Source organism: Caulobacter sp. UNC279MFTsu5.1, from assembly GCF_900114015.1.
In the GTDB taxonomy this organism is placed as follows: domain Bacteria; phylum Pseudomonadota; class Alphaproteobacteria; order Caulobacterales; family Caulobacteraceae; genus Caulobacter.
Map to the genome: position 1 here is coordinate 19409 of NZ_FORN01000051.1, position 21874 is coordinate 41282.

The 21874-nt window shown below is 69.5% G+C and carries 19 protein-coding genes and 1 tRNA gene; 14 read left to right on the top strand and 6 right to left on the bottom strand.

Annotation, left to right across the window (positions count from 1 at the left end):
• The first annotated feature begins 61 nt into the window (after nucleotides 1-61).
• Both gyrA and coaD read left to right on the top strand, forming a co-directional pair.
• The gene (gene gyrA / locus BM066_RS21990) at nucleotides 62-2830 is read left to right on the top strand and encodes a DNA gyrase subunit A (protein ID WP_089930298.1); all 2769 of its coding nucleotides are present in this window, start codon (nucleotides 62-64) and stop codon (nucleotides 2828-2830) included.
• A 50-nt stretch (nucleotides 2831-2880) separates the two neighbouring features.
• Complete coding sequence (gene coaD, locus BM066_RS21995; RefSeq protein WP_089930299.1) at nucleotides 2881-3369, top strand: pantetheine-phosphate adenylyltransferase; 489 nt, start codon at nucleotides 2881-2883, stop codon at nucleotides 3367-3369.
• 138 nt (nucleotides 3370-3507) lie between these two features.
• Here the strand turns inward: coaD and BM066_RS22000 are convergent, their stop codons facing one another.
• The gene (locus tag BM066_RS22000; RefSeq protein ID WP_218150929.1) at nucleotides 3508-5235 is read right to left on the bottom strand and encodes a hypothetical protein; all 1728 of its coding nucleotides are present in this window, start codon (nucleotides 5233-5235) and stop codon (nucleotides 3508-3510) included.
• A 761-nt stretch (nucleotides 5236-5996) separates the two neighbouring features.
• Between BM066_RS22000 and BM066_RS22005 the strand changes: the two genes are divergently transcribed.
• From BM066_RS22005 to BM066_RS22015, 3 genes are all read left to right on the top strand, one after another.
• The gene (locus tag BM066_RS22005) at nucleotides 5997-6812 is read left to right on the top strand and encodes a peptidylprolyl isomerase (protein WP_089930300.1); all 816 of its coding nucleotides are present in this window, start codon (nucleotides 5997-5999) and stop codon (nucleotides 6810-6812) included.
• Nucleotides 6812-7669 (top strand): peptidylprolyl isomerase, encoded by an 858-nt coding sequence (locus BM066_RS22010; RefSeq protein ID WP_089930316.1) that lies wholly within the window; start codon nucleotides 6812-6814, stop codon nucleotides 7667-7669. The genes BM066_RS22005 and BM066_RS22010 overlap by 1 nt, the downstream gene beginning before the upstream one ends.
• A 114-nt stretch (nucleotides 7670-7783) precedes the next feature.
• Nucleotides 7784-8251 (top strand): peptidylprolyl isomerase, encoded by a 468-nt coding sequence (locus tag BM066_RS22015; protein ID WP_029914804.1) that lies wholly within the window; start codon nucleotides 7784-7786, stop codon nucleotides 8249-8251.
• 76 nt (nucleotides 8252-8327) lie between these two features.
• On the opposite strand, the gene BM066_RS22020 is transcribed toward BM066_RS22015, so the two are convergent.
• Both BM066_RS22020 and BM066_RS22025 read right to left on the bottom strand, forming a co-directional pair.
• Nucleotides 8328-9308 carry an endonuclease/exonuclease/phosphatase family protein gene (locus tag BM066_RS22020; protein WP_089930301.1) on the bottom strand — a complete coding sequence of 327 codons (981 nt, stop codon included), beginning with the start codon at nucleotides 9306-9308 and terminating at the stop codon, nucleotides 8328-8330.
• Between the two features lie 41 nt (nucleotides 9309-9349).
• On the bottom strand, nucleotides 9350-9949 hold the full coding sequence (locus BM066_RS22025) for a hypothetical protein (protein ID WP_089930302.1): 600 nt from the start codon (nucleotides 9947-9949) through the stop codon (nucleotides 9350-9352).
• A 130-nt stretch (nucleotides 9950-10079) separates the two neighbouring features.
• On the opposite strand from BM066_RS22025, the gene queA reads away from it, so the two are divergent.
• Both queA and tgt read left to right on the top strand, forming a co-directional pair.
• Nucleotides 10080-11201: a tRNA preQ1(34) S-adenosylmethionine ribosyltransferase-isomerase QueA gene (queA, locus tag BM066_RS22030; protein WP_089930303.1), complete on the top strand. Its 1122-nt coding sequence runs from the start codon at nucleotides 10080-10082 to the stop codon at nucleotides 11199-11201.
• Entirely contained in the window at nucleotides 11201-12316 is a 1116-nt protein-coding gene (gene tgt, locus BM066_RS22035; protein ID WP_089930304.1) for a tRNA guanosine(34) transglycosylase Tgt, read from the top strand. The genes queA and tgt overlap by 1 nt, the downstream gene beginning before the upstream one ends.
• Nucleotides 12317-12469: 153 nt before the next feature.
• On the opposite strand, the gene BM066_RS22040 is transcribed toward tgt, so the two are convergent.
• Nucleotides 12470-13201, bottom strand: coding sequence for a hypothetical protein (locus BM066_RS22040; RefSeq protein WP_089930305.1), 732 nt, complete (start codon nucleotides 13199-13201; stop codon nucleotides 12470-12472).
• 126 nt (nucleotides 13202-13327) lie between these two features.
• Between BM066_RS22040 and BM066_RS22045 the strand changes: the two genes are divergently transcribed.
• The 7 genes from BM066_RS22045 (at nucleotide 13328) to BM066_RS22075 (ending at nucleotide 19815) form a co-directional block, all read left to right on the top strand.
• A tRNA-Lys gene (locus tag BM066_RS22045) sits at nucleotides 13328-13402 on the top strand.
• 271 nt (nucleotides 13403-13673) lie between these two features.
• Nucleotides 13674-14315: a hypothetical protein gene (locus BM066_RS22050; protein WP_218150930.1), complete on the top strand. Its 642-nt coding sequence runs from the start codon at nucleotides 13674-13676 to the stop codon at nucleotides 14313-14315.
• Nucleotides 14312-15625: a hypothetical protein gene (locus tag BM066_RS22055; protein WP_089930306.1), complete on the top strand. Its 1314-nt coding sequence runs from the start codon at nucleotides 14312-14314 to the stop codon at nucleotides 15623-15625. Before BM066_RS22050 ends, BM066_RS22055 begins: the two co-directional genes overlap by 4 nt.
• Entirely contained in the window at nucleotides 15612-16568 is a 957-nt protein-coding gene (locus BM066_RS22060) for an AAA family ATPase (RefSeq protein WP_089930307.1), read from the top strand. The genes BM066_RS22055 and BM066_RS22060 overlap by 14 nt, the downstream gene beginning before the upstream one ends.
• A gap of 24 nt (nucleotides 16569-16592) precedes the next feature.
• Nucleotides 16593-17909, top strand: coding sequence for a DUF58 domain-containing protein (locus BM066_RS22065; protein WP_255367685.1), 1317 nt, complete (start codon nucleotides 16593-16595; stop codon nucleotides 17907-17909).
• On the top strand, nucleotides 17909-18907 hold the full coding sequence (locus BM066_RS22070) for a stage II sporulation protein M (RefSeq protein WP_089930308.1): 999 nt from the start codon (nucleotides 17909-17911) through the stop codon (nucleotides 18905-18907). Before BM066_RS22065 ends, BM066_RS22070 begins: the two co-directional genes overlap by 1 nt.
• Entirely contained in the window at nucleotides 18904-19815 is a 912-nt protein-coding gene (locus BM066_RS22075) for an RDD family protein (protein ID WP_089930309.1), read from the top strand. The genes BM066_RS22070 and BM066_RS22075 overlap by 4 nt, the downstream gene beginning before the upstream one ends.
• Here BM066_RS22075 and BM066_RS22080 read toward each other — a convergent pair.
• Nucleotides 19812-20597, bottom strand: a complete 786-nt coding sequence (locus tag BM066_RS22080; protein WP_089930310.1) for a DUF7847 domain-containing protein — start codon at nucleotides 20595-20597, stop codon at nucleotides 19812-19814. The genes BM066_RS22075 and BM066_RS22080 overlap by 4 nt on opposite strands.
• 2 nt (nucleotides 20598-20599) lie before the next feature.
• On the bottom strand, nucleotides 20600-21403 hold the full coding sequence (locus tag BM066_RS22085; protein ID WP_089930311.1) for a DUF7847 domain-containing protein: 804 nt from the start codon (nucleotides 21401-21403) through the stop codon (nucleotides 20600-20602).
• Nucleotides 21404-21874: the final 471 nt, after the last annotated feature.

Here is a 21874-nt window from a genome sequence, read left to right on the forward strand (position 1 = left end):
CTAGGGGAATGCTAACTGTTTTTGACGGTTCCGTGTTCGATTCTGACGGCGAAAAATTCCCTTGAGCGACGATCAAAACACCATCCCCGGGTCCCCGGCCTCGCCGGCGTCCCGTGGGGACGTTACCCCCATCAACATCGAGGACGAGCTGCGCCGCTCCTATCTCGACTATGCGATGAGCGTGATCGTCAGCCGGGCGCTTCCGGACGCCCGCGACGGGCTGAAGCCGGTGCACCGCCGGGTGCTGTTCTCGATGCATGAGCAGGGCCAGACGCCCGAGCGGCCCTACGTCAAGTCGGCCCGCGTGGTCGGCGACGTGATGGGTAAGTACCACCCGCACGGCGACGCCTCGATCTACTTCACCCTGGTGCGCATGACCCAGTCGTTCTCGATGGGCCTGGTGCTCATCGACGGCCAGGGCAACTTCGGCTCGGTCGACGGCGACATGCCCGCCGCCATGCGTTACACCGAATGCCGCATGGCCCCGCCGGCCATGTCGCTGCTGGCCGACCTGGACAAGGACACGGTCGACTTTCAGGACAATTACGACGGCAAGGAGCAGGAACCCGTCGTCCTGCCGTCGCGGATCCCCAACCTGCTGGTCAACGGCGCCGGCGGCATCGCCGTCGGCATGGCCACCAACATCCCGCCGCACAATCTGGGCGAAGTGATCGACGCCTGCCTGCTGGTGATCGACCAGCCGGACGTCACCACCGACCAGCTGCTGGACCTAGTGCCGGGACCCGACTTCCCGACCGGTGGCGAGATCATCGGCCGGGCCGGCCCGCGCCAGGCGCTGCTGACCGGGCGCGGCTCGGTGGTCATGCGCGGCCTGGCCACGGTGGAGGAGATCCGCGCCGGCCGCGAGGCCATCGTCATCACGGCCATTCCCTACCAGGTGAACAAGGCCAACCTGGTCGAGTACATCGCCGAAATGGTCCGCGACAAGCGGATCGAGGGCGTGTCCGACATCCGCGACGAGTCCAACCGCGACGGCATGCGCATCGTGGTCGAGCTGAAGCGCGACGCCTCGGGCGAGGTGATCCTCAACCAGCTCTACCGCTTCACGGCGCTGCAAAGCTCGTTCGGCGTCAACATGCTGGCCCTGAACCGGGGCCGGCCCGAGCAGATGGGCCTGCGCCAGCTGATCGAGCTGTTCGTCAACTTCCGCGAGGAGGTGGTGGTCCGACGGACCAAGTTCGAGCTGGGCAAGGCGCGCGACCGCGGCCACGTCCTGGTCGGCCTGACCATCGCCGTCGCCAATATCGACGAGTTCATCCACATCATCCGCTCGTCCAAGGACCCGACCGAGGCCCGCGAGCGGCTGGTGGCCAAGTCGTGGCCGGCCGGCGACATGCTGCCGCTGGTCGAGCTGATCGCCGACCCGCGCACCGTGCAGGAAGAGGGCGGCCTGATCCGCCTGACCGACGAGCAGGCCCGCGCCATCCTGGCCCTGACTCTGTCGCGCCTGACGGGCCTGGGCCGCGACGAGATCGGCAACGAGGCCGCCACCCTGGCCGAGGCGATCCGCGGCTATCTCGACCTGCTGTCGGACCGCGCCAACATCATGGCCGTGGTCCGCGAGGAACTGGTCGAGGTGAAGGACAAGTTCGCCATTCCGCGCCGTTGCCAGATCGTCGACGGCGACGCCGATGTCGAGGACGAGGACCTGATCGTCCGCGAGGAGATGGTCATCACCGTCACCCTGGGCGGCTACGTCAAGCGCACGCCGCTGGCCGCCTATCGCACCCAGCACCGGGGCGGCAAGGGCAAGGCCGGCATGGCCACCAAGAACGAGGACGCGGTCACCCGCGTGTTCTCGGCCTCGACCCACGCCCCCCTGCTGTTCTTCACCTCGGGCGGCAAGGTCTACAAGATGAAGGTCTGGCGCCTGCCGCTGGGCGTCGCCAACAGTCGCGGCAAGGCCTTCGTCAACCTGCTGCCGATCGAGCCGGGCGAGACCATCACCTCGATCCTGGCCCTGCCGGAGGACGAGGCCACCTGGAACGGCCTGGACGTGATGTTCGCCACCCGCTCGGGCAGCGTGCGCCGCAACAAGCTGTCCGACTTCGTGGACGTGCGCCGCAACGGCAAGATCGCCATGAAGCTGGATGAGGGCGACGGCATCGTCGGCGTGGCCGTCTGCGACAGCCAGAAGGACATCCTGCTCAACACCGCCTCGGGCCGCTGTATCCGCTTCTCGGCCGACGAGGTGCGGGTGTTCGCCAGCCGCGACTCCACCGGCGTGCGCGGCGTGCGCCTGGCGCAAGGCGACAGCGTCATCTCGATGAGCGTGCTGCGCAATGTCGACGCCACCCCGGCCGAGCGCGCCGCCTATCTCAAGCACCAGCGGGCCCTGGCCCGAGCGATGGGCGAGGAGGGCGACGAGGCGCCGGCGGCTCCCGAGGAGGGCGAAGAGGACGGCGGCGAGGCCAGCCTGACCCCCGAGCGCATCGCCGAGCTGGGCGCGGCCGAGGAGATCCTGTTGACCGTGTCGTCGGAGGGCTTTGGCAAGCGCACCAGCGCCTACGACTATCGCCGCACCGGCCGCGGCGGCCAGGGCCTGACGGCCCAGGACCTCAGCAAGCGCGGCGGCAAGCTGGTCGGCTCGTTCCCCGTCGAGGAGGGCGACCAGATCCTGCTGGTCACCGACGCCGGCCAGATGATCCGGGTGCCGGTCTCGCAAATTCGTGTTGCGGCGCGGAATACTCAAGGCGTAACCATCTTCCGCACCGCCGCCGACGAACATGTCGTCAGCGTCGAGCGCCTCGCCGAAGCCGGCGGGGACGACAACACGGGCGACGAAAACGAGGCGGACGAGACCTCGTAAGCGACCCAAGCAAGGGGGCCAGCGGGCTCAGGCCCGGGTGAGGGAAAAGCATGCGGATCGGTCTCTACCCGGGCACCTTCGACCCGGTCACCAACGGCCACCTCGACATCATCGGGCGGGCGGTCAAGCTGGTCGACAAGCTGGTGATCGGGGTGGCGGTGAACATCGGCAAGGGGCCGCTATTCTCGCTGGAGGAACGGGTCGAGATCGTCCGGCGCGAGACGGCCCACCTGACCCGGATCGCGCAGATCGAGGTCCGGCCGTTCGATAGCCTGCTGATGCATTTCGCCCGCGAGGTCGGGGCCCAGATGATCGTGCGCGGCCTGCGGGCCGTGGCCGACTTCGAATACGAATTCCAGATGACCGCCATGAACCAGCAGCTCGACCGCGAGATCGAGACCGTGTTCCTGATGGCCGATCCGCGCCACCAGGCCATCGCCTCGCGCCTGGTCAAGGAGATCGCGGCCCTGGGCGGCGACGTCCACAAGTTCGTCCCGCCGGGCGTGGCCGAGCAGCTGCTGGGGAAGTTGGCGAAGTAGGGCGGCTTAGGACGGCTCGACCTTCGGCGGTCTCGGGCGGACCAGTCGGCCCCCAAGCCGGCCTCCCTGGTCCGTCCGTCCCGCACAGGGGCGAGAATGACGGACGGGTTGGGGCGCGCGGCCGAATGTGGATCCGCCCTAATGCAGCCCCTCGATGCTCCACTGCGCGTTCAGGTTCTTGGGGTCGCCTTTACGCGTCAGATAGGGCTCGTCGCCGTTCAGCCAGATATACTGGTTCCAGTAGGTGTTGCGGATCGACCGTCCCTGGCCCGCGGGCTTGAGGTCGTAACTCGCCGGCTCGGCCACGCCCGGCGCGTACAGCTTCACGGCGCCCGTCGCGGCCCGGTAGTCCAGGAACAGAAGCGGATCGACGGCCGAACGGAACATCGCCCGGCTCTGCGGTCCGACCGCCACGAAATCGAGCGGCGTCCCGGCGCGATTGTAGATCAGGGAGTCCGGGACGACGCCGTCGGGGGCGATCATGTATTTCTGGTTGGCCAGGCTCTTGATGCGCACCCGGGTCCCGGTGTCGGCGGCCTGGCTGGGGATCCGCCAGTTCGCCGGCGGATCGCTCATGGGCGCCAGGGCGCCGTTGCGCCAGCGCCACGAATACCAGATGTGCAGCTGGGGATCGAACTGGTCCGAATAGCCCGACCATGGGATGGCGTTGTAGAGGCACTGACGCTGGGTGGTCTCCAGTTGGCGGACGCGGCTTTGCTGGTCGGTCGTGCCAACGTCCAGGTCGGCCATGCACTGCGCCTGGGTCTTGCCCTTGCCGGTTTGTCCCGCGGCCAGGACGTAGGTCGCGTCGCGATGGGCCGGATCGTCGTACCAGGTCAGCATCTCCTTCTCGTCGTAGCTCAGCCAGTGTTCGACCAGGGTGTTGGCCTCGGCCCGGGCCGCGGCCTCGCGTTGGCTGGGCGGCAGGCCCATGGTGCGGACGAACGCCGCCCACAGATCCTTGGTCGCCTCGGCCGCCACCAGGGCCACCGGCTTCATGTTGCTGGCCTTGTAGGCGTTCCAGCTCGGGTTGAGCCGGCCGTCGATCGTGCTCCGCCAGATCACGTCGCCGCTGGAATAGTCCAGGATCGCCGAGATCGCGTGGCTGTGCTGTTCCGATCCCAGCGCGCACAGATAGCTCTTCACCTGGCGGACCTTGACGAAATTGTCGTCGGCGATGCGGACGGTGTGCTCGGAGCTGAACGAGTCCTCGAACAGGTGCGCGGCGCGTCCGAACAGGAAGTAGTTCTTGTCGACCGAAACCGCCGACGAGGTGACGCCGCCGTCGTAGACCGAGATCGTGGTCTTGGGCGCCGTGGCGGCGGCGACGAAATAGTCGACGAAGCGCTGTTGCGAGCTCTTGGCGGCGCGAACGCCGCCTTGCGGACCGGCGTCATCATAGCGGCGCATGAAATGGTCATACTGGATGTCCGCCGGCTCCTGGGCCACGGCGTCCCAGCATTTCCGCGATTGGGCGACGCTGTAGCCGCCCAGGTCGACCCAGCGCTCGCCGATGATGGCGTCCAGCACGGGCTTGTAGCGCGGCGCGTATCGGGTGTCGCCGGACGGCTGGCTCTTGATGCGGCGCGCCTCGTCCTGCGCGCCGGGCGTGGTCAGGGTGGTGTTCCAGGCCAGGCCCTTGCCGGGACGCCAGCCGATCCGCGGGTCGTTGGGGTCGGGCAAGTCCGGCGGCGTCACCGGCGAAACGCCCAGCACCTCGATCGCCGCCATGCGGGTGAGCCATTCGTGGCCCATGGGAAAGATGCCGGTGACGCTCTGGGTGAAGGCGCCGCCCTCCCAGGCCGCGCCCAGGCCGACGAGCAGCGCCGCGGCGGCTCCGACTGTACCGATGACCGACGCCCGCATGACCCGCCCTCCATGATCCGAATGTGGAGCACGTTAGGGTGGAGATTGAATGCTCGCAATAGGGGAATAATTATAATTTACGCGCTTAAGGGGTGGGTGTTCGGTGTCCCCAGGTTTCGCACGGAGCCGGGCGGTTGGGGACACGCCGCAAGGGCATGTCCCCGTCAATGCGACGACCAAGCCGCTGAAATCGCGGCGCTAAAACTTTATGCCCCGCACCCTCTCTGACTGGCCGTATCCTGGTCTCACCTCGACGCAGGGAAAGGGCGCATGGCCGGCGACCGATGCGGCGGCGGGGGGCGATCGAGCGGGAAGCTCTGTCGGCGGCGGCGTCCGCGTGCGTAGGGACGGCGCCAAACCTCGCGTCTCCAGGGCCGGCCGGGCATGGAACACTAAAACGGCGTGGCGCGAGGGCCGACTTTGCAACAGGCGGGCGGATGACGCTCGCGGTCCGGGATCAGGCGCGTTGGCCTGGCCCGCCCGTCGCAGGCGCCAAGGCGCGGCTCCAACAGGGCCTAGCGCGGCGGGCTTGCGGATAACGGTCGCGCGGAGCGTTCGGGCTTCGTCGAAACGGTTACTACTCAAACACTCCGGACGTCGTCCGGCGCTCCGCGTCCCTTTCCATACGCTCAGCGGCCTGCCGCGTGAGGACGAGAGATCGTGCGCCGGAAACTCGCCGGAATCGTCGGCTCTAAAGCGCCGCCACTTGTCGTGCGCGCGGCGGCGTTCTACGCCGTCGGGACAGTCTATCGGGGATCTCCATGAAGCTTGCGTCCATCGCCGCCGTCCTGGCGCTCACCGCGGCCTCCGCCGCCAGCGCCCAGCAGGCCTCCGACTGGCGGACGCCCGACCCCGAGAACATTCTGGTGGTCGACACCAACAAGGGCCGGATCATCGTGGAGCTGTCGCCCGAGACCGCGCCGAACCACGTGGCGCGGGTGCGCGACCTGGCCAAGGCCCACTTCTACGACGGCCTGACCTTCTTCCGGGTCATCGACGGCTTCATGGCCCAGACGGGCGACCCCAAGAACGACGGCACCGGCGGTTCGGACCAGCCGAATCTGACGGCGGAGTTCCTGTTCCGCCGCGGCCCCGGCTATGCGCCGGCCGGCAAGTCCGGAACGACCGAGATGGGTTTCGTCGGCGCGCTGCCGGTCTACAGTCAGAACAGCGCCCTGGCGGCGATGACCGCCGACGGCAAGGTGGCCGCCTGGGGCGCGTTCTGTCCCGGCGTGCTGGGCATGGCCCGGGCCAACGATCCCGACAGCGCCAACAGCCAGTTCTTCTTCATGCGCCAGCACTACGCCTCGCTGGAGAAGACCTACACGCCGTTCGGCCGCGCCCTGACCGGCCTCGAGGCCATCCGCGCGATCAAGACCGGCGAGCCGGTCCCCGATCCGCAGGACAAGATGCTGACCGTCCGCGTGCTGTCCGACATGTCGGCCGCCCAGCGTCCCAGCATCCAGGTGATGGACACCCGCTCGGCCGCCTTCGCGGCTCTGGTCGAGAAGAAGCGGGCCGAGATGGGCGGGGCCTTCGGGCCCTGCGACGTCGATGTGCCGGTGAAGGTGAAATGATGATCCGTCCGCTGATCGCCACGGCCGCCGTTCTTTCGAGCCTCGTCGCGGTCGGCGGGGCGCAGGCCGCGCCGAAGGTCGCGAAGATCGCGCCCCCGGGGCCGACCGAGTGGCGCACGCCGGCCCCCGAGGACGTGGTGGTGATCGACACCAACAAGGGCCGGGTGATCCTGGAGCTGATCCCCGAGGTCGCGCCCGGCCACGTGGCGCGCTTCCAGGAGCTGACCCGCGAGGGCGTCTATGACGGCCGCACCTTCTTCCGGGTGATCGACCGCTTCATGGCCCAGACCGGCGATCCGGACGACACTGGGGAGGGCGGCACGAAGAAGTCCAACCTGAAGGCCGAGTTCACCTTCCGTCGCGACGCATCGACGCCGTTCACGGCCGCCGCCGCCCCGGCCGGGACCGAGGTGGGGCTGCTCAAATCGCTGCCGGTCGTCAGCCAGGCGTGGAGCTGGGCCGAGGTCACCTCGGATAAGAAGGTCTCGGCCTGGGGAACCTACTGCCCCGGCGTGGTCGGAGAAGCCCGCGACGAGGACGTCAACTCGGCCAACAGCCAGTTCTTCCTGATGCGTCAGCCCTATCCGTCGCTGGACAAGCGCTACACCGCTTTCGGCCGGGTGCTGGTCGGGCTGGACGTGGTGCGGGCCATCAAGACCGGCGAGCCGGTCGAGAAGCCGCAGGACCGGATGACCAAGGTGCGGCTGCTGGCCGACATCCCCCCGGCCGAGCGTCCCAGCGTCCGGGTGGTCGACACCGCCAGCCCCTGGTTCAAGGCCGAGATCGCCCGCAAGCGCGCGGCGCGGGGCGCCGATTTCTCGGTCTGCGACGTCGATCTGGCGGTCGACGTCCGCTAGGCCGCCAGCCGGGCTGTGGCGATTGATCCGCGTTCGGGATGCAACCCGGCGGTTTCCCCCTCGCGGAAAGCGGGCTAGAAGCCTTGCGACTCCTCCAATCCTCAAGGGATGACCATGTCGGCCGACCTCGAAAACACCCTGCTGCTGACGCTCGAGACCGGGCCCGTCACGATCAAGATGCGCCCCGACCTGGCTCCGGGCCATGTCGACCGCATCAAGGAGCTGGTCCGCGAAGGCTTCTATGACGGCGTGGTCTTCCACCGCGTGATCCCCGGCTTCATGGCCCAGGGCGGCGACCCGACCGGCACCGGCCGCGGCGGTTCGGCCAAGCCGGACATCAAGGCCGAGTTCTCCAAGGAGCCGCACGTGCGCGGCGTCTGCTCGATGGCCCGCACCCCCGATCCGAACTCGGCCAACAGCCAGTTCTTCATCGTGTTCGACGACGCCACCTTCCTGGACAACCAGTATACCGTCTGGGGCCAGGTGGTCGAAGGCATGGAGAACGTCGACGCCCTGCCGACCGGCGAGCCGCCGCGCAATCCGGGCAAGATCCTCAGCGCCAAGATCGCCGCCGACGCCTAGAGCGCGTCACGGCGTTCGAAATGGAAAGGCCCCGGGAGACCGGGGCCTTTTTTGCTGGGCGCTCGCTTGTGGCCGCTCAGCGGGCCAGGATCGCCACCACGGGACGGTGGTCCGAGCCCAGGCTGGGGCCGCGCTCGACCTTGACCGTCTTCCAGGCCTTGCCGGCGTAGACCTGGTCGATCGGCAGGACGGGGAAGGGCGCGCTGGCGACACGGGTGAACGCGCCGGTCGGCCAGCTGGCCAGGGCCCGGGTTCGGCGCTCAAGGCCCAGGGCCTTGTCCTGCCGGCGCAGGCTCCACGACCACGGCGTGGAATTGAAGTCGCCGGTGACGATCAGACTGTCCCTGGGAAAAGCCGCCAGCTTGCCGACCAGCGTCCGGCTCTGCGCCTGCCACTGTCCCGCCGGGATGGGCCAGACGAAATGGGTTCCGGCGACGGTGAAGTCGCCGCGCGGATGGCGCAGGGTCATCCAGCCGCCTGCCAGGCTGCGATCGTCCTGGTGGAAGCCGTGCTCGGCGACGATGGGCCAGCGGCTGAACATCCGTGTGTCGCAACCATACTTGAACCGGCAGGCCGTGCTGTAGGGGTAGGCCTTCTTGAGCGCGCGCACCACGGGCCAGGCCGCGCCGCCGGCTTCTTCCAGCACCACGACGTCGGCCTTCTGCTTCAGCAGCCAGGCGGTCGTGGCGTCGGGATCGTGATTGTCGGCCCAGGCGTTGAACTGGACCAGCTTGAGCCGCGACATGTCCTTGGCCGGCTCTTCGGGCCGTTGCAGGGCCGAGAGTAGTTCCGGCGTCATCAGGGCCAGCACGGCGACGACCCCCAGCGAGGCGACGCCGGCGAGGGCCTTGCGCTCCCCGTCTCGCGAGAAGGCGACGGCCAGGGCCAGTCCCGCGCCCCCGCACGCCAGCCACAGCGGGGCGGCGTGGGTCAGGGCGTCGAGGCGGTCGCTGAACGCCCCGCCCAGGCAGGTCAGGCCGGCGACCGCGCTGATCAGGCACAGCATCAGGGCGGTGCCGCGCAGAAACAGGTTGGCGAGGTGGAGGATCAGGCGCATGCCCCCGGCCTTAGCACGACCGCATGGCGTCCGCGCGGGGCTTAGTCGCCGCCGAAGTACTTGAAAACGATGTTGCGGAAGGGGTGGGCGCCGACCTGCAGAGCGCCCGTCAGGACAGGTTTCGGTTCTCCGGGTCCGGCGGCCTTGGCGGCCTTCAACGCCTTGAGATCGAAGGCGCCGGTGAAGGTCACCTGGCCAAGGTTCGGATCGACGCCGTGGAAGCTGACCTCGCGGCCGTCCACGCGATAGGCGGTCGGCATCACCCGGATCGACACCGTGCGGTAGATCTGGCCCAGCTCGTTCTCCGCCGTCGGGCTGGTGACGTCGTCAAAGGTCATGAAGATCGGCGCATAGGTGGCCGGCCGCTTGCCTGCCTCCCAATCGGCGAAGTCGTCGGCCTGGCCGATGTCCAGCGAGACCAGCTTCAGGTTGCCGGATTGCACGGCGGCGTCGGTGAGATAGACGCCCCGGCTGTCCAGATTCGGGTCGTGCGAGAACGTCACCGGCGCGGCGGGCGCCGCGGCTGGGGCGGTCGACGGGGCGGGCGCCGTTTCGGGCGTCTTGACCTCGGCGGCGGGCTTGCAGGCGGCGAGGGCCAGGCAGGCCAGCAAGGCGGGCAGGCGGCGGTCGATGACGGTCATGGCTCCCCCCGGTGATGGCGTCGACAGCCAGGATGGGGGACGGAGGGACGGTTTGTCCATCAAAGCTTGGCCTACCTCCCGGCGCCCGGCGCTTGACCTCGACGCCCCGTCGTGGCCTTGAAGCCGCCCCATGCGCTTGTCCGACTTCGATTTTCACCTGCCCGACGAGGCGATCGCCCTGCGGCCGGCCGAACCGCGGGATTCCGCGCGCCTGCTGGTCGTCAGACCGGGGGACCGTCTGGAAGATCGGATCGTGCGCGATCTGCCCGACTTCCTGCGGCCGGGCGACGCCCTGGTCTTCAATGACACCCGCGTGATCCCGGCCCGGCTGATGGGCCTGCGGGCCGGCCGCGAGACCGGCGGCGGCGACGGCTCGCCGGTGGCTGTCGAGGCCACCTTGCATCGGCGGATCGCGCCCGACCGCTGGGTCGCCTTCATGCGTCCGGGCAAGCGGCTGAAGGCAGGCGACCGCATCGCCTTCGGCCACGATCAGGGCCGCGTCTGCCTGGCCGGCCTGCTGGACGCCACCGTGGTCGCCAAGCACGAAGGCGGCGAGATCGAGCTGGCCTTCGACTTTTCCGGCGTCGACCTGGACCTGGCCGTGGCCGCCCATGGCGAGATGCCGCTGCCGCCCTATATCGCCGCCAAGCGGGCCGAGGACGACCGCGACCGCGCCGACTACCAGACCGTCTACGCCCGCGAGGACGGCTCGGTGGCCGCCCCGACCGCCGGCCTACACTTCACCCCGGACCTGCTGGAGCGGTTGAAGGCGAGGGGCGTGTCCCTGCATTTCGTCACCCTGCATGTCGGGGCGGGCACCTTTCTGCCGGTCAAGACCGACGTCATCGCCGAACACCGCATGCACGCCGAGTTCGGCGAGGTGCCGGCCGACGTCGCCGAGGCCCTGAACGCGGTCCGCGCCGCCGGCGGACGCATCGTCTGCGTCGGCACCACCAGCCTGCGCCTGCTGGAGAGCGCCACGGGCGAGGACGGGATCGTCAGGCCGTTCGCGGACGAGACGGCGATCTTCATCACCCCCGGCTACCGCTTCCGCGCCGCCGACGTGCTGATGACCAATTTCCACCTGCCCAAGTCGACCCTGTTCATGCTGGTCAGCGCCTTCGCCGGCCAGGCGACGATGAAGGCGGCCTACGAACACGCGATCGCCACCGGCTATCGCTTCTATTCCTATGGCGACGGCAGCCTGCTGTTCCGCGCCCCCTTAAACGAGAATGGGCCCGAGCAAGCCTGATGGTCGCCTTTCCCTTCGAGATCTCCGCCACCGACGGCGCGGCGCGCACGGGCGTCCTGAAGACCCCGCGCGGCGACATCCGCACGCCCGCCTTCATGCCGGTGGGCACGGCGGCGACGGTCAAGGCGATGACCGTCGACCAGGTCAAGGCCACCGGCGCCGACATCATCCTGGGCAACACCTACCACCTGATGCTGCGGCCCACGGCCGAGCGGGTGAAGCGGCTGGGCGGGCTGCACAGGTTCATGCGCTGGGACAGGCCGATCCTGACCGACAGCGGCGGCTTCCAGGTGATGAGCCTGTCGGGGATCAGCAAGGTCACGGAAGAGGCCGTCACCTTCTCCAGCCACATCGACGGCTCCAAGCATGTGCTCAGCCCCGAACGGTCGATGGAGATCCAGGCCGACCTGCTGGGCAGCGACATCGTCATGCAGCTGGACGAGTGCGTGGCGTGGCCGGCCGAGGAAGCCAGGGCGCGCCAGGGCATGGAGCTGTCGGCCCGCTGGGGCAAGCGCTCGAAGGCCGCATTCGGGACGCGCGACGCCCAGGCCCTGTTCGGCATCCAGCAGGGCTCGACCTTCCGCAACCTGCGCCAGGAGTCGTCCGATCGCCTGCAGGAGATCGGCTTCGACGGCTACGCCCTGGGCGGGCTGGCGGTCGGCGAGGGGCACGAGGCGATGTGCGAGGTGCTGGACTACGCCCCGGCCATGCTGCCGGCCGACCGGCCGCGCTACCTGATGGGCGTGGGCAAGCCGATCGACCTTGTGGAAGCCGTCTATCGCGGCGTCGACATGTTCGACTGCGTGCTGCCCACCCGCTCGGGTCGCCACGGCCAGGCCTGGACCTGGGACGGGGCGATCAACATCAAGAACGCCCGCTACGCCGAGGACGAGGACCCGCTGGATCCCGCCAGCGACTGCCCAGCCAGCCGCGACTACTCCAAGGCCTATCTGCGCCACCTGTTCAAGGCCGAGGAGATTCTGGGCCAGGTGCTGCTGTCCTGGCACAACATCGCCTTCTTCCAGGCCCTGACGGCGGCCATGCGCGCGGCGATCGCCGAGGGCCGGTTCGAGGCGTTCCGCCGAGACTTCGCGGCGCGTCAGCAGGGCGGATAGGGGGCGGCGAAGGGGCCGACAAGCGGGCGCATCGACCGTCTGAAAAGGATCATTGCCAGATACGCCCCCCACCGGCGGGAGAGAGCGCAAGGCCCGCACCGTTTCGATTTCCTCGCCGAGCATTGGGCATCGCCTGAAGCGGGCCTACCCAGGCTACCACACCTTGTAGAACGGCTTTTTCTTCTTGGCCGTCGGCGGAGCCGCCGGTGTGTCGACCGCCGGCGCGTCCGCCGTCGCCACATCGGCCGCGGGGGTCTCGACGACCGGAGCGTCGGCCGCCGGCTCGTCCTTCTGCCAGGGGAAGCGCTTCTCGACGATCGGCGCCGCCGGCTTGGCCAGGTGCTGGGGCGTGGCCGGCGGGTTGCAGCCGCGGGCCTCGCCCAGGCCCTTCAGATAGGCGCGGCGGATCGCGCCGGAGGCCACCGCGTGCTGCACCAGCTTGTCGTGCTTCTCGGCGCCGCTCAGCTTGCGAACCCAGCCGCGCATCGGGATCAGGTCCTGGGCGGCGCTGGCCATGGCGCCGAAGGCCGCCGAGCCGGCCATGCGCTTGCTGCGGTCCATAAGATCCTCGTCGTCCTCCGGCGGACGCTTGTCGACATCCTCGCCCAGGGCCAGGTCCAGCGGCGTGATCATCATGATCAGGGTGTCGCAGCTGATCTTCTTGCCTGGCGGGCGGGCGTAGGGATCGGCGATTGCCTCCAGCAGGACCGGCGGGATCTTGGTGCGCACCAGGTTCATGTCGCGCAACGGCGCCTGGGCCGCGCCGGCTATGCCGTCCTTGTTGGCGTCCGAGGTGGTCTGGATCTTCTGGGGCGGGGGCTCCGACTTGGACGCGCAGGCGGCCAGCAAAGGAACGACGACGGCGAGAAGCACGAGACTGCGCATGCCGCCAGCCTAACGCCACTGGGGCGCGTTCGTCATCTCCCTCGGTGCGCGAAAGCGCGCTTGCGAGCCGGGCGGCCCCCGACTATGGTCCGCGCCGCTTCCACCGGCCTCCCGCCGTGTCGATGCGGGCCGGTAGCTCAGTGGTAGAGCATTCGACTTTTAATCGAATGGTCCTGGGTTCGAATCCCAGCCGGCCCACCAACCTTCCTTGAAATGATTGGCTAAAATCACCGCTTCGGCGGCGTCGGCGGAAGGCTGGCCGCAAGGTTCCGGCCCAAGGCGGCGCGATCGTGGCGGGCGTCGGCGCGCCGCCCCGGCGGGCCGCGCCCGTCGAATCGATTCTCCGGGCCGGGAGCAATGTCTCCGCCAATCGTCGTCCGCGGCGCGCCGGTTGCAGGCGACACTGAAAGTTGAATCGTCTAGCAATGTCGTCGGGGCAATGTGGAGTTGGGGTTTGGCGTCGGGGGCTGGTGTGGATCGCAACGCGGCGTCGCCGGGTTTCGACGGCGCGTCGGACGCCTTCGCGCGCGCCCACGACGCCCTGCTGCGCGGCAAGGACCTGCAGTTCGAGCCGACCGCCGCGCCCAAGCCGCCCCACGTTCCCGACTGGCTGGTGGCGGTCGGCAAGGCCCTGGCGGCCGCCGCGCCCTATCTGACCTACGTGTTCTGGGGCTGCCTGATCCTCGGGGCGGCGGTCATCCTGTATTTCGTCGGCCGCGAGCTGATCGCCACGCGCTGGCCGTCGCTGAAGCCGCACAAGGGACCGGTCCTGGGTGACGAGGCCTGGCGGCCCAGCGCCGCCAAGGCTCGGACCCTGCTTGAGGACGCCGACCGGCTGGCCGCCGCCGGCCGCTTCGCCGAGGCGGTGCACCTGATCCTGTTCCGCAGCATCGAGGACATCGAAGGCAAGCGTCCCGACCTGATCAAGCCGGCCCTGACCAGCCGCGACATCGCCCAGCTGGACGGCGTCCCCGAGCGGGTGCGCATTACGTTCAGCCAGATCGCCCGGGTGGTGGAGCGCAGCTTCTTCGGCGGGCGCGCGGTCGGCGCCGATGAGTTCGCCGCCTGCCGCCAGGCCTATGAGGGCTTCGCCTTCGCCGAGGCCTGGCGATGAGCGCGGTGGAGACCGCGATCCCGGCCGAGGCCCCGCGCGACGGCGACAAGGGGCTGTTCTCGCCCAAGGTCGTGCTGGGCATGATCGTGGCCGGGGTCTTCGCCTTCTCGGCCTTCATGGTGCTGTCGACCTACGCGCCGGACCTGCAGTCAGGCGACGACGGCCGAGCCCACGCCCTGTCGAGGTCGGCGATCGGCTATGGCGGCATGGTGCGCCTGTTGCGCGGCCTGAACGAGCCGGTGATCGTCAGCCGTCGCGACCTGAGGCGCGAGGAGCCGGCGCTGATCATCTTCACGCCGGAATCGAACGTCTCGCGCGACGCCTACGTCAAGGCGGCCCAGCTGTCGTCGCGCACCCTGGTGGTGCTGCCCAAATGGACCGGCGGACTGGATCCCCGCCATCCCGGCTGGGTGGGCGGCCTGGAGCCCGTCGCGCCTCGGGACCTGGCCGGTCTGCTCAAGGCGGTCGGTATTCCCAAGGCCTCGACCACGATCGACAAGGGCGCCGCGCCGCAGCGGCTGACCGGCGCGCCGGGCGGCCTGGCCGAGGGGTTGGTGCTCGAGACCGGGCCGATCAGGAACCTGCAGACCCTGTCCGGCCCCGGCCTGGCGCCGGTGCTCACCGACGCCAAGGGCCGGATCGTCCTGGCGCGGCGCCTGCCGACCGAGACCTACTACCTGGCCGATCCCGACCTGCTGAACACCATGGGGCTGAAGGATGTCCGCACGGCCCGCGGCGGCGTGCGGATCCTGCGGGCGCTGCGGGACGACGCCGTCGGCGGCGGACGGACCTTCAGGGAGGACCGGGGGCGGACCATCGCCTTCGACGTCACGCTCGACGGCTTCTCGCGGTCGCAGAGCCTGCTGAAGCTGGCCTTCGAGCCGCCGTTCGTCGGGGCGACCCTGTGCCTGGCGGTCGCCGCCCTGCTGATGGGCCTGCACGCCGCCGCGCGGTTCCGGGCCGTGCGGCGCGGCGAGCGGGCCCTGGCTCTGGGCAAGGACGCCCTGATCGACAATTCCGCCGGCCTGATCCGCATGGCCCGGCGCGAGCCGGCCCTGGCCCCGCGCTACGCCGAGCTGCAACGCGCCGCCGCCATCCGGGCCCTGGGCGGCCAGCGGCACGGCGGCTCGCGCCTGGAGGGCCAGGCCCTGACCGATTTCCTGGACCGCCAGGGCCAGCGCTTCGGCGCGGTCGACAGCGCCTCGCACCTGGACGAGGAAACGCGGACGGTCCGTTCCTTGGGCGACCTGATGAAGGTCGCCGTCAAATGGCATCAGTGGAGACTGGAGATGACCCGTGAACGTCGCTGAGGTGCAGGCGCTCGCCGGCAGGATCCGGGGTGAAACGGCCAAGGCCGTGGTGGGCCAGAATGACACCATCGACCTGATGCTGACGGCCCTGTTCGCCGGCGGCCACGTGCTGCTGGAAGGTCCGCCCGGCACGGCAAAGACCTTCCTGGCCCAGTGCTTCGCCCAGGCGGTGAACCTGGCGTTCGGCCGCATCCAGTTCACGCCCGACCTGATGCCGGGCGACATCCTGGGCGCCAACCTGTTCAACTTCCAGACCAGCGCCTTCACCCTGGTCAAGGGGCCGATCTTCTGCGAGCTGCTGCTGGCCGACGAGATCAACCGCACCCCGCCCAAGACCCAGGCGGCGCTGCTGGAAGCCATGCAGGAGCGCAACGTCACCCTGGACGGCGAGCGCCATGCGCTCAGCGACCGGTTCATGGTGGTGGCCACCCAGAACCCGCTGGAGCAGCAGGGCACCTATCCGCTGCCCGAGGCCCAGCTGGACCGCTTCCTGTTCAAGCATGTGCTGGCCTATCCCAGCCTGGCCGAGGAAACGGCCATCGTCGCCAGCCACGGCGGCCGCACCGGCCAGCCCTCGCCGGAGGCGTTCGACGTCGCGGCGGCCGGCGACACGGCCACGATCGGCGAGGCCGTGGCGGCGGTGGCGTCGGTGCGCCTGACCGACGACATCGTCCGCTACATCGTCGGGGTGGTGCGGGCCACCCGCGACACCGGCGAACTGTCGGGCGGGGCCTCGCCGCGCTGCGCGGCCATGCTGGCCGTCGCCGCCCGGGCCCGCGCCGCCCTGGAGGGCCGCGACTATGTGATCCCCGACGACGTCAAGGCGCTGGCCCTGCCGGCCCTGCGCCACCGGGTGATCCTGTCGCCGGCCGCCGAGATCGAAGGCCGCAAGGTCGACGACGTGGTGCGCGGCCTGGTCGACCAGGTCGAGGCCCCGCGATGAGCCGGGCAGGCTAGGGGCGGGACGTTGCGGATCTATCCCACGGCCAGAGCGATGTTCCTGATGGTCCTGGGCGCGCCCCTGGCCCTGGTGGCGGCGCTCGTCTCGGCGCGGCTGTGGCTGGTGGGGCCGGCCTGGATCGCGCTGGTCGCGGCCCTGCTGTTCGTCGACGCCCTGCTAGCCCCCGGCCGGCGCAGGATGCAGCTGGGCCTGACGGCTCCCGGTTCGATGTCCAGCGGCGCGACCAAGCCCGCGCTGCTCCAGGCCTCGTTCCCGCGCGGCGTGGCGCCGGGAAGCGTGGAGTTCGCCGTCGACCTGGACGACCGCCTGACCGCCGAACCCGCCCATGGCCGGGCCCGCACCCACGAGCGCCAGGCCGCCCTGCCGCTGACCCTGACCGCGGTGCGGCGCGGGGAGGGCAGAGTGCACCGCGTCTCGGCCCGCTGGCGCGGTCCGCTGGGCCTGACCTGGAAACAGCGCGACGACGCCCTGGACAAGGTGATCCCGGTCACGCTGGACATCGCCGGCGTCAAGGAAGAGGCCCTGCGGCTGTTCTCGCGCGACCCGTCCGTCGGCCACCGCCTGCAGCTGGACCTGGGCGGCGGCAGCGACTTCCACGCCCTGACCGACTTCCGTCCCGGCATGAACCGCCGGGCCATCGACTGGAAGCAGTCGGCCCGCCACGGCGCGTTGCTGGCCAAGGAATTCCATGTCGAGCGCAACCACCACATCGTCGCGGCCATCGACACCGGCCGGCTGATGAGCCAGTCGCTGCTGGGCAAGCCGCGGCTGGACCACGCCCTCAACGCCACCTTGCTGCTGGCCTATGTCGGCCTGAAGATGGGCGACAAGGTCGGGCTGTTCGGCTTCGACGCCCGGCCCAACGTCTCCAGCGGCGTGACGTCCGGTCCCAACGCCTTCGGCGCCCTGCAGCGCCTGGCCGCGAAGATCGACTATTCGACCGAGGAGACCAACTACACCCTGGGCCTGACCCAGCTGTCGGGCCAGCTGTCGCGGCGCTCGCTGATCGTGGTGTTCACCGATATCGCCGACTCCACCAGCGCCGAGCTGATGCTGGAGAACGTCAGCCGCCTGCTACGCCAGCACCTGGTGCTGTTCGTGATGATGCGCGACGAGGAGCTGGAGGCGATCGAGCGCAAGGCGCCCGAGGAGGCCGACGACGTCTCGCGCGCCGTGGTCGCCGCCTCGCTGCTGCGCGAGCGCGACGTGGTGGTGACCCGCCTGCGCCGCATGGGCGTGGAGATCGTCGAGGCGCCGGCCGACCAGGTCGGGCCGGCCCTGCTGGCGAGCTATCTGGACCTCAAGCGCCGGGACCTGCTCTGATGGCCGAGCTGCACCTGAAGAGCTACCGTTTCCGGGCCGAGCGCGAGGACGACTGGCGGCGGCTGGAGACGCTGCTGACCAAGGTCGGCAAGGGCTCGGCCAAGGCGCTCAGCGATGAGGAGCTGCTGGCCCTGCCGGTGCTGTACCGCCAGGCCCTGTCGTCGCTGTCGGTGGCCCGGGCCACCTCGCTGGACCAGGGCCTGGTCGACTATCTGGAGAGCCTGAGCACCCGGGCCTATTTCCTGGTCTACGGCACGCGGTCGAACTTCGTCGAGCGGCTGGGCGGATTCTTCGGCCATGCCTGGCCCGACGCGGCCAAGGCCCTGTGGCGCGAGACCCTGGCCAGCTTCCTGCTGACCCTGGTCGGGGTGCTGGCCGCCTATTTCCTGACCCTGCACGACCCCGACTGGTTCAGCGCCTTCGTGCCGGGCGATCTGGCGGGCGGGCGCGGGCCGACGGCCTCGGTCGAGGCGATGCGAGCCACGCTGTACGACCACGGCGAGCACAAGGGCCTGTCGGTGTTCGCCGCCTTCCTGTTCACCCACAATTCCGGCGTGGCGATCTTCGCCTTCGCCCTGGGCTTCGCCTTCTGCCTGCCGACCTCGATGCTGATGGCCTATAACGGCGCGATGCTGGGGGCCTTCCTGGCGGCGTTCGGCATGAAGGGCCTGGGTTTCGAGGCGGGCGGCTGGCTGGCGATCCACGGGGTGACCGAGATCTCGGCGGTGATCCTGGCGGGGGCGGCGGGCCTGCGGATCGGCTGGACCCTGGCCTTTCCCGGCGATCTCTCCCGCCCCGCCGCCATGGCCCAGGCGGGCCGGCAGGCCGCGACCCTGATGGGCGGTGTGGTGGTCATGCTGTTTTGCGCCGGGATCCTGGAAGGCGTCGGACGGCAGGTGATCCAGAACGACTTCGCGCGCTATGGGATCGGCCTGGCCACCTTGGTCGCCTGGCCGGCCTATCTCTACCTGCCGCGCCGCCGGAGCGTCGTGCGATGAAAGCGGCGCGGAAGACTTCCAAGGCCGGGGCGGCGATGGCCATCCCCGATCCGGCGGCCGGCGACGACCGGCGGGCCCGCTCGCTGGTCACGCCCGAGGGCGTCGACCTGAAGCTGCGCCTGGGCGACGCGGGCGAGCGCGCCGCCGCCCTGCTGATCGACCTGCTGATCATGCTGGCCGCGCTGATCGCCTTCGCCCTGCTGGCGGCCCTGGCGATGATCGGCTCGAAGGGCAAGGGCTGGGAGGTGATCGGCACGGTGGCGGTGCTGGTGTTCTTCGTGCTGCGCAACCTCTATTTCGTGCTGTTCGAGCTGACCCCCGGCGCGGCCACGCCGGGCAAGCGGGCCATGGGCCTGCGGGTGGCGGCCCGCAACGGCGGCCGCCTGACCGCCGACGCCATCTTCGCCCGCAACGCCATGCGCGAGATCGAGCTCTACCTGCCCATCAGCTTCCTGGCCGTGCAGGGCGACCAGGTCGGGGCGTGGATCAGCCTGGCCGGCCTGACGTGGTGCGCGGTCTTCATGCTGTTCCCCCTGTTCAACCGCGACCGCCTGCGGGTGGGCGACCTGGTGGCCGGCACCTGGGTGGTCAAGGCCCCGACCCGCAAACTGGCGCCGGACCTGGTGGAGACCTCGCGGCCGTCGGTCGGGCGCTTCAGGTTCACCATGGCCCAGCTCGACGCCTACGGGGTCAAGGAGCTGCACGTGCTGGAGGACGTGCTGCGCCGCTACGAGACCAAGACCATCGCCCTGGTCGCCGCCCGCATCCGCCTGAAGATCGGCTGGAGCGCCGCGCCCGACGAGTCGGACGGCGACTTTCTGGCCGCCTACTACGCCGCCCTGCGCGGCCGGCTGGAGTCGCGGCTGCTGCTGGGCAAGCGCCGCAAGGACAAGTTCGACAAGGGCTAGGCGAAGACTTCGGCTGTGAGGTCGGCCGAGCCGCGATGAGCCTTGCTCAGGTGCATGTAGATCGTGGTCATGATCGCGACGCTCAACGGCGCGGCCAGGGCGGTCAACAACGGCGCCACTCCGTAGGCGTTGATCGGCGCGTTTGCAGCCCGGACGAAGGACATTCCCGGCGTTGTGATCTGGAAAATCACCCATTCGAGAGCGACCACGACCAGGGTGTAGAACACCGTCAGACCCAGCAACGCCCAGCGATGTCCCTTGGTCAGGGCGCGGCTGCGCTTCAAGGCCCGGACCGCCCCCAGTCGTTCGACGATCAGGGCGGAGGGGGCCAAAATCCACATCAGCGCAAGGATGATCCCCGGCACGACCAGCAGCAGCGCGCCCGCCATCGCGCCCAGCAGATAGAGCGCCTGGACGGCCAGCACCGGCAGGAAAAGGCGCAGGCCCTGGCTGAGGGTCTGGCCGGCGGTCGGGGAGCCACCCTCAAGGACCTGGGCGACGGTCCAACTCGCGGCCGCGATAAACAGGCTCTGCGGCGCGGCCATGGCCAGCCAATTGATGACCCCGTTTGTCAGGCTCACGAAGGCAAGACCAGCGGCGCTGTCGGCAAAGCCCGGCGTCACAACCAGCGCGTGCTGGCGAAGCCAGGCGGCCCCGGCCGTGCCCGTGAAAACGAGCGCCGCGGACAGCGGCAGCAGGATGAGTCCACACCGGGCCAACACCTGGCCGGCGTCCCGGAAGACCTCGCCCATGACGAGCGGCGTGCGAGCGGTCTCGGCCATGATCAGTCGAACACCGACGCCAGCGCTTCGGGGCCGACGCCTTCGCGCGTGACGCGTAGCTCGGAATAGAGCGTCGCGCCGCCGGCCGTGCTGACCAGGGTGCTGATGGTGGCGATCAGCGGGGAGGCGACCAACGAGACGATGTTGATGGAGCTGGTGAAACCGACCGTCGTTTCCGGGGTCGGCAGGCCCTTGGCCAGCATGAAGGGCATGAAGGCCGCCATGATCGCGATCTCCACGATCCACACGGCGATCACGTAGATCACGAACAGGCCGAAGATCGCCCAGCGGCGGTCGCGAGTGAGGTCGCGGCTGCGTTGGAAGGCGGCCATCACGCCGATCTTCTCCACGACCTTGGCCGGCACCGCGACCGACCACATCACGGCCAGGATGATCCCGGGAACGACCAGCAGGACGAACCCGATCATCAGTCCCAGGCCCATCAGGATGGCCAGGCCCAACAGCGGCAGCCAGTTGCTCAGGCCGACTTTCAGGCTCTCGCGGACGACGACGCGACGGCCGTTCAGGTCCGCCACCGTGGCGTGGACGATCGCGGCCTGCAGCACGAAGGCTGCGACGATCATGATCACCATGCCCACGAAGGAGCCGGCTATCGCTTGCGGGGAGAAGGTCTGCTGATGACCCACGAACCAGATCTGGCCCAGGCTGATCAGCAGGTTGGGCAGGCCGCCCAGCAGCAGCGCCAGCAGGGAGAAGGGAACGAAGTTGCGGCCGATGACCGCGAAAGTCCCGGAAATCACCCGGCCGATCTCGAAGCGGCGCGAGCCCGTGGTCGTGTCCGTCATGTCTGCAGAGCCCCTAAGTCTGGCTTTGTTCAACCATGCGGTGAGCCAAGTGTCCATCGGCCGCGCGTCTATCCCCGCGGTCGCTGAAACGGATGCGAACGAAATCAGCGCCCTACAGGAAAACGCACGTTTCCGATGCCCACCCTTCCAGGCTGGCGGATAATGATCCCACCCGAAGGCATGGGGAGGGCGCACGTACGGCGACCGATGCGGCCTTCGGGGGTGGACGAGCGGGAAGGCTTGTCCGTCGTGTCCCACAAGGACGTTCCAGGTCGGTTCGGAGCAGGTTCGCCTTGGTCGCGACGAAACTCCGGCGCCGGGGATAGACGGATCGAGCCAGCAGGCCTGGGCTGAAATCGCCCAGGCGGTCCGGGGCGCGCCAACGCCCCGCCCGTCGGGGGCCTCCATCGGAGCGGGTTAAAAATCCGCGATCCGAAGGCTTCCGGATAACGGCTCCACGCGAAGCGCCTG

Coding starts and splice junctions, on each gene's coding strand:
- coaD (WP_089930299.1), top strand. CDS start 2,881: ATGCGGATCGGTCTCTACCCGGGCACCTTCGACCCGGTCACCAACGGC.
- BM066_RS22000 (WP_218150929.1), bottom strand. CDS start 5,235: ATGCGGGCGTCGGTCATCGGTACAGTCGGAGCCGCCGCGGCGCTGCTC.
- BM066_RS22005 (WP_089930300.1), top strand. CDS start 5,997: ATGAAGCTTGCGTCCATCGCCGCCGTCCTGGCGCTCACCGCGGCCTCC.
- BM066_RS22010 (WP_089930316.1), top strand. CDS start 6,812: ATGATCCGTCCGCTGATCGCCACGGCCGCCGTTCTTTCGAGCCTCGTC.
- BM066_RS22015 (WP_029914804.1), top strand. CDS start 7,784: ATGTCGGCCGACCTCGAAAACACCCTGCTGCTGACGCTCGAGACCGGG.
- BM066_RS22020 (WP_089930301.1), bottom strand. CDS start 9,308: ATGCGCCTGATCCTCCACCTCGCCAACCTGTTTCTGCGCGGCACCGCC.
- BM066_RS22025 (WP_089930302.1), bottom strand. CDS start 9,949: ATGACCGTCATCGACCGCCGCCTGCCCGCCTTGCTGGCCTGCCTGGCC.
- queA (WP_089930303.1), top strand. CDS start 10,080: ATGCGCTTGTCCGACTTCGATTTTCACCTGCCCGACGAGGCGATCGCC.
- tgt (WP_089930304.1), top strand. CDS start 11,201: ATGGTCGCCTTTCCCTTCGAGATCTCCGCCACCGACGGCGCGGCGCGC.
- BM066_RS22040 (WP_089930305.1), bottom strand. CDS start 13,201: ATGCGCAGTCTCGTGCTTCTCGCCGTCGTCGTTCCTTTGCTGGCCGCC.
- BM066_RS22055 (WP_089930306.1), top strand. CDS start 14,312: ATGAGCGCGGTGGAGACCGCGATCCCGGCCGAGGCCCCGCGCGACGGC.
- BM066_RS22070 (WP_089930308.1), top strand. CDS start 17,909: ATGGCCGAGCTGCACCTGAAGAGCTACCGTTTCCGGGCCGAGCGCGAG.
- BM066_RS22075 (WP_089930309.1), top strand. CDS start 18,904: ATGAAAGCGGCGCGGAAGACTTCCAAGGCCGGGGCGGCGATGGCCATC.
- BM066_RS22080 (WP_089930310.1), bottom strand. CDS start 20,597: ATGGCCGAGACCGCTCGCACGCCGCTCGTCATGGGCGAGGTCTTCCGG.
- BM066_RS22085 (WP_089930311.1), bottom strand. CDS start 21,403: ATGACGGACACGACCACGGGCTCGCGCCGCTTCGAGATCGGCCGGGTG.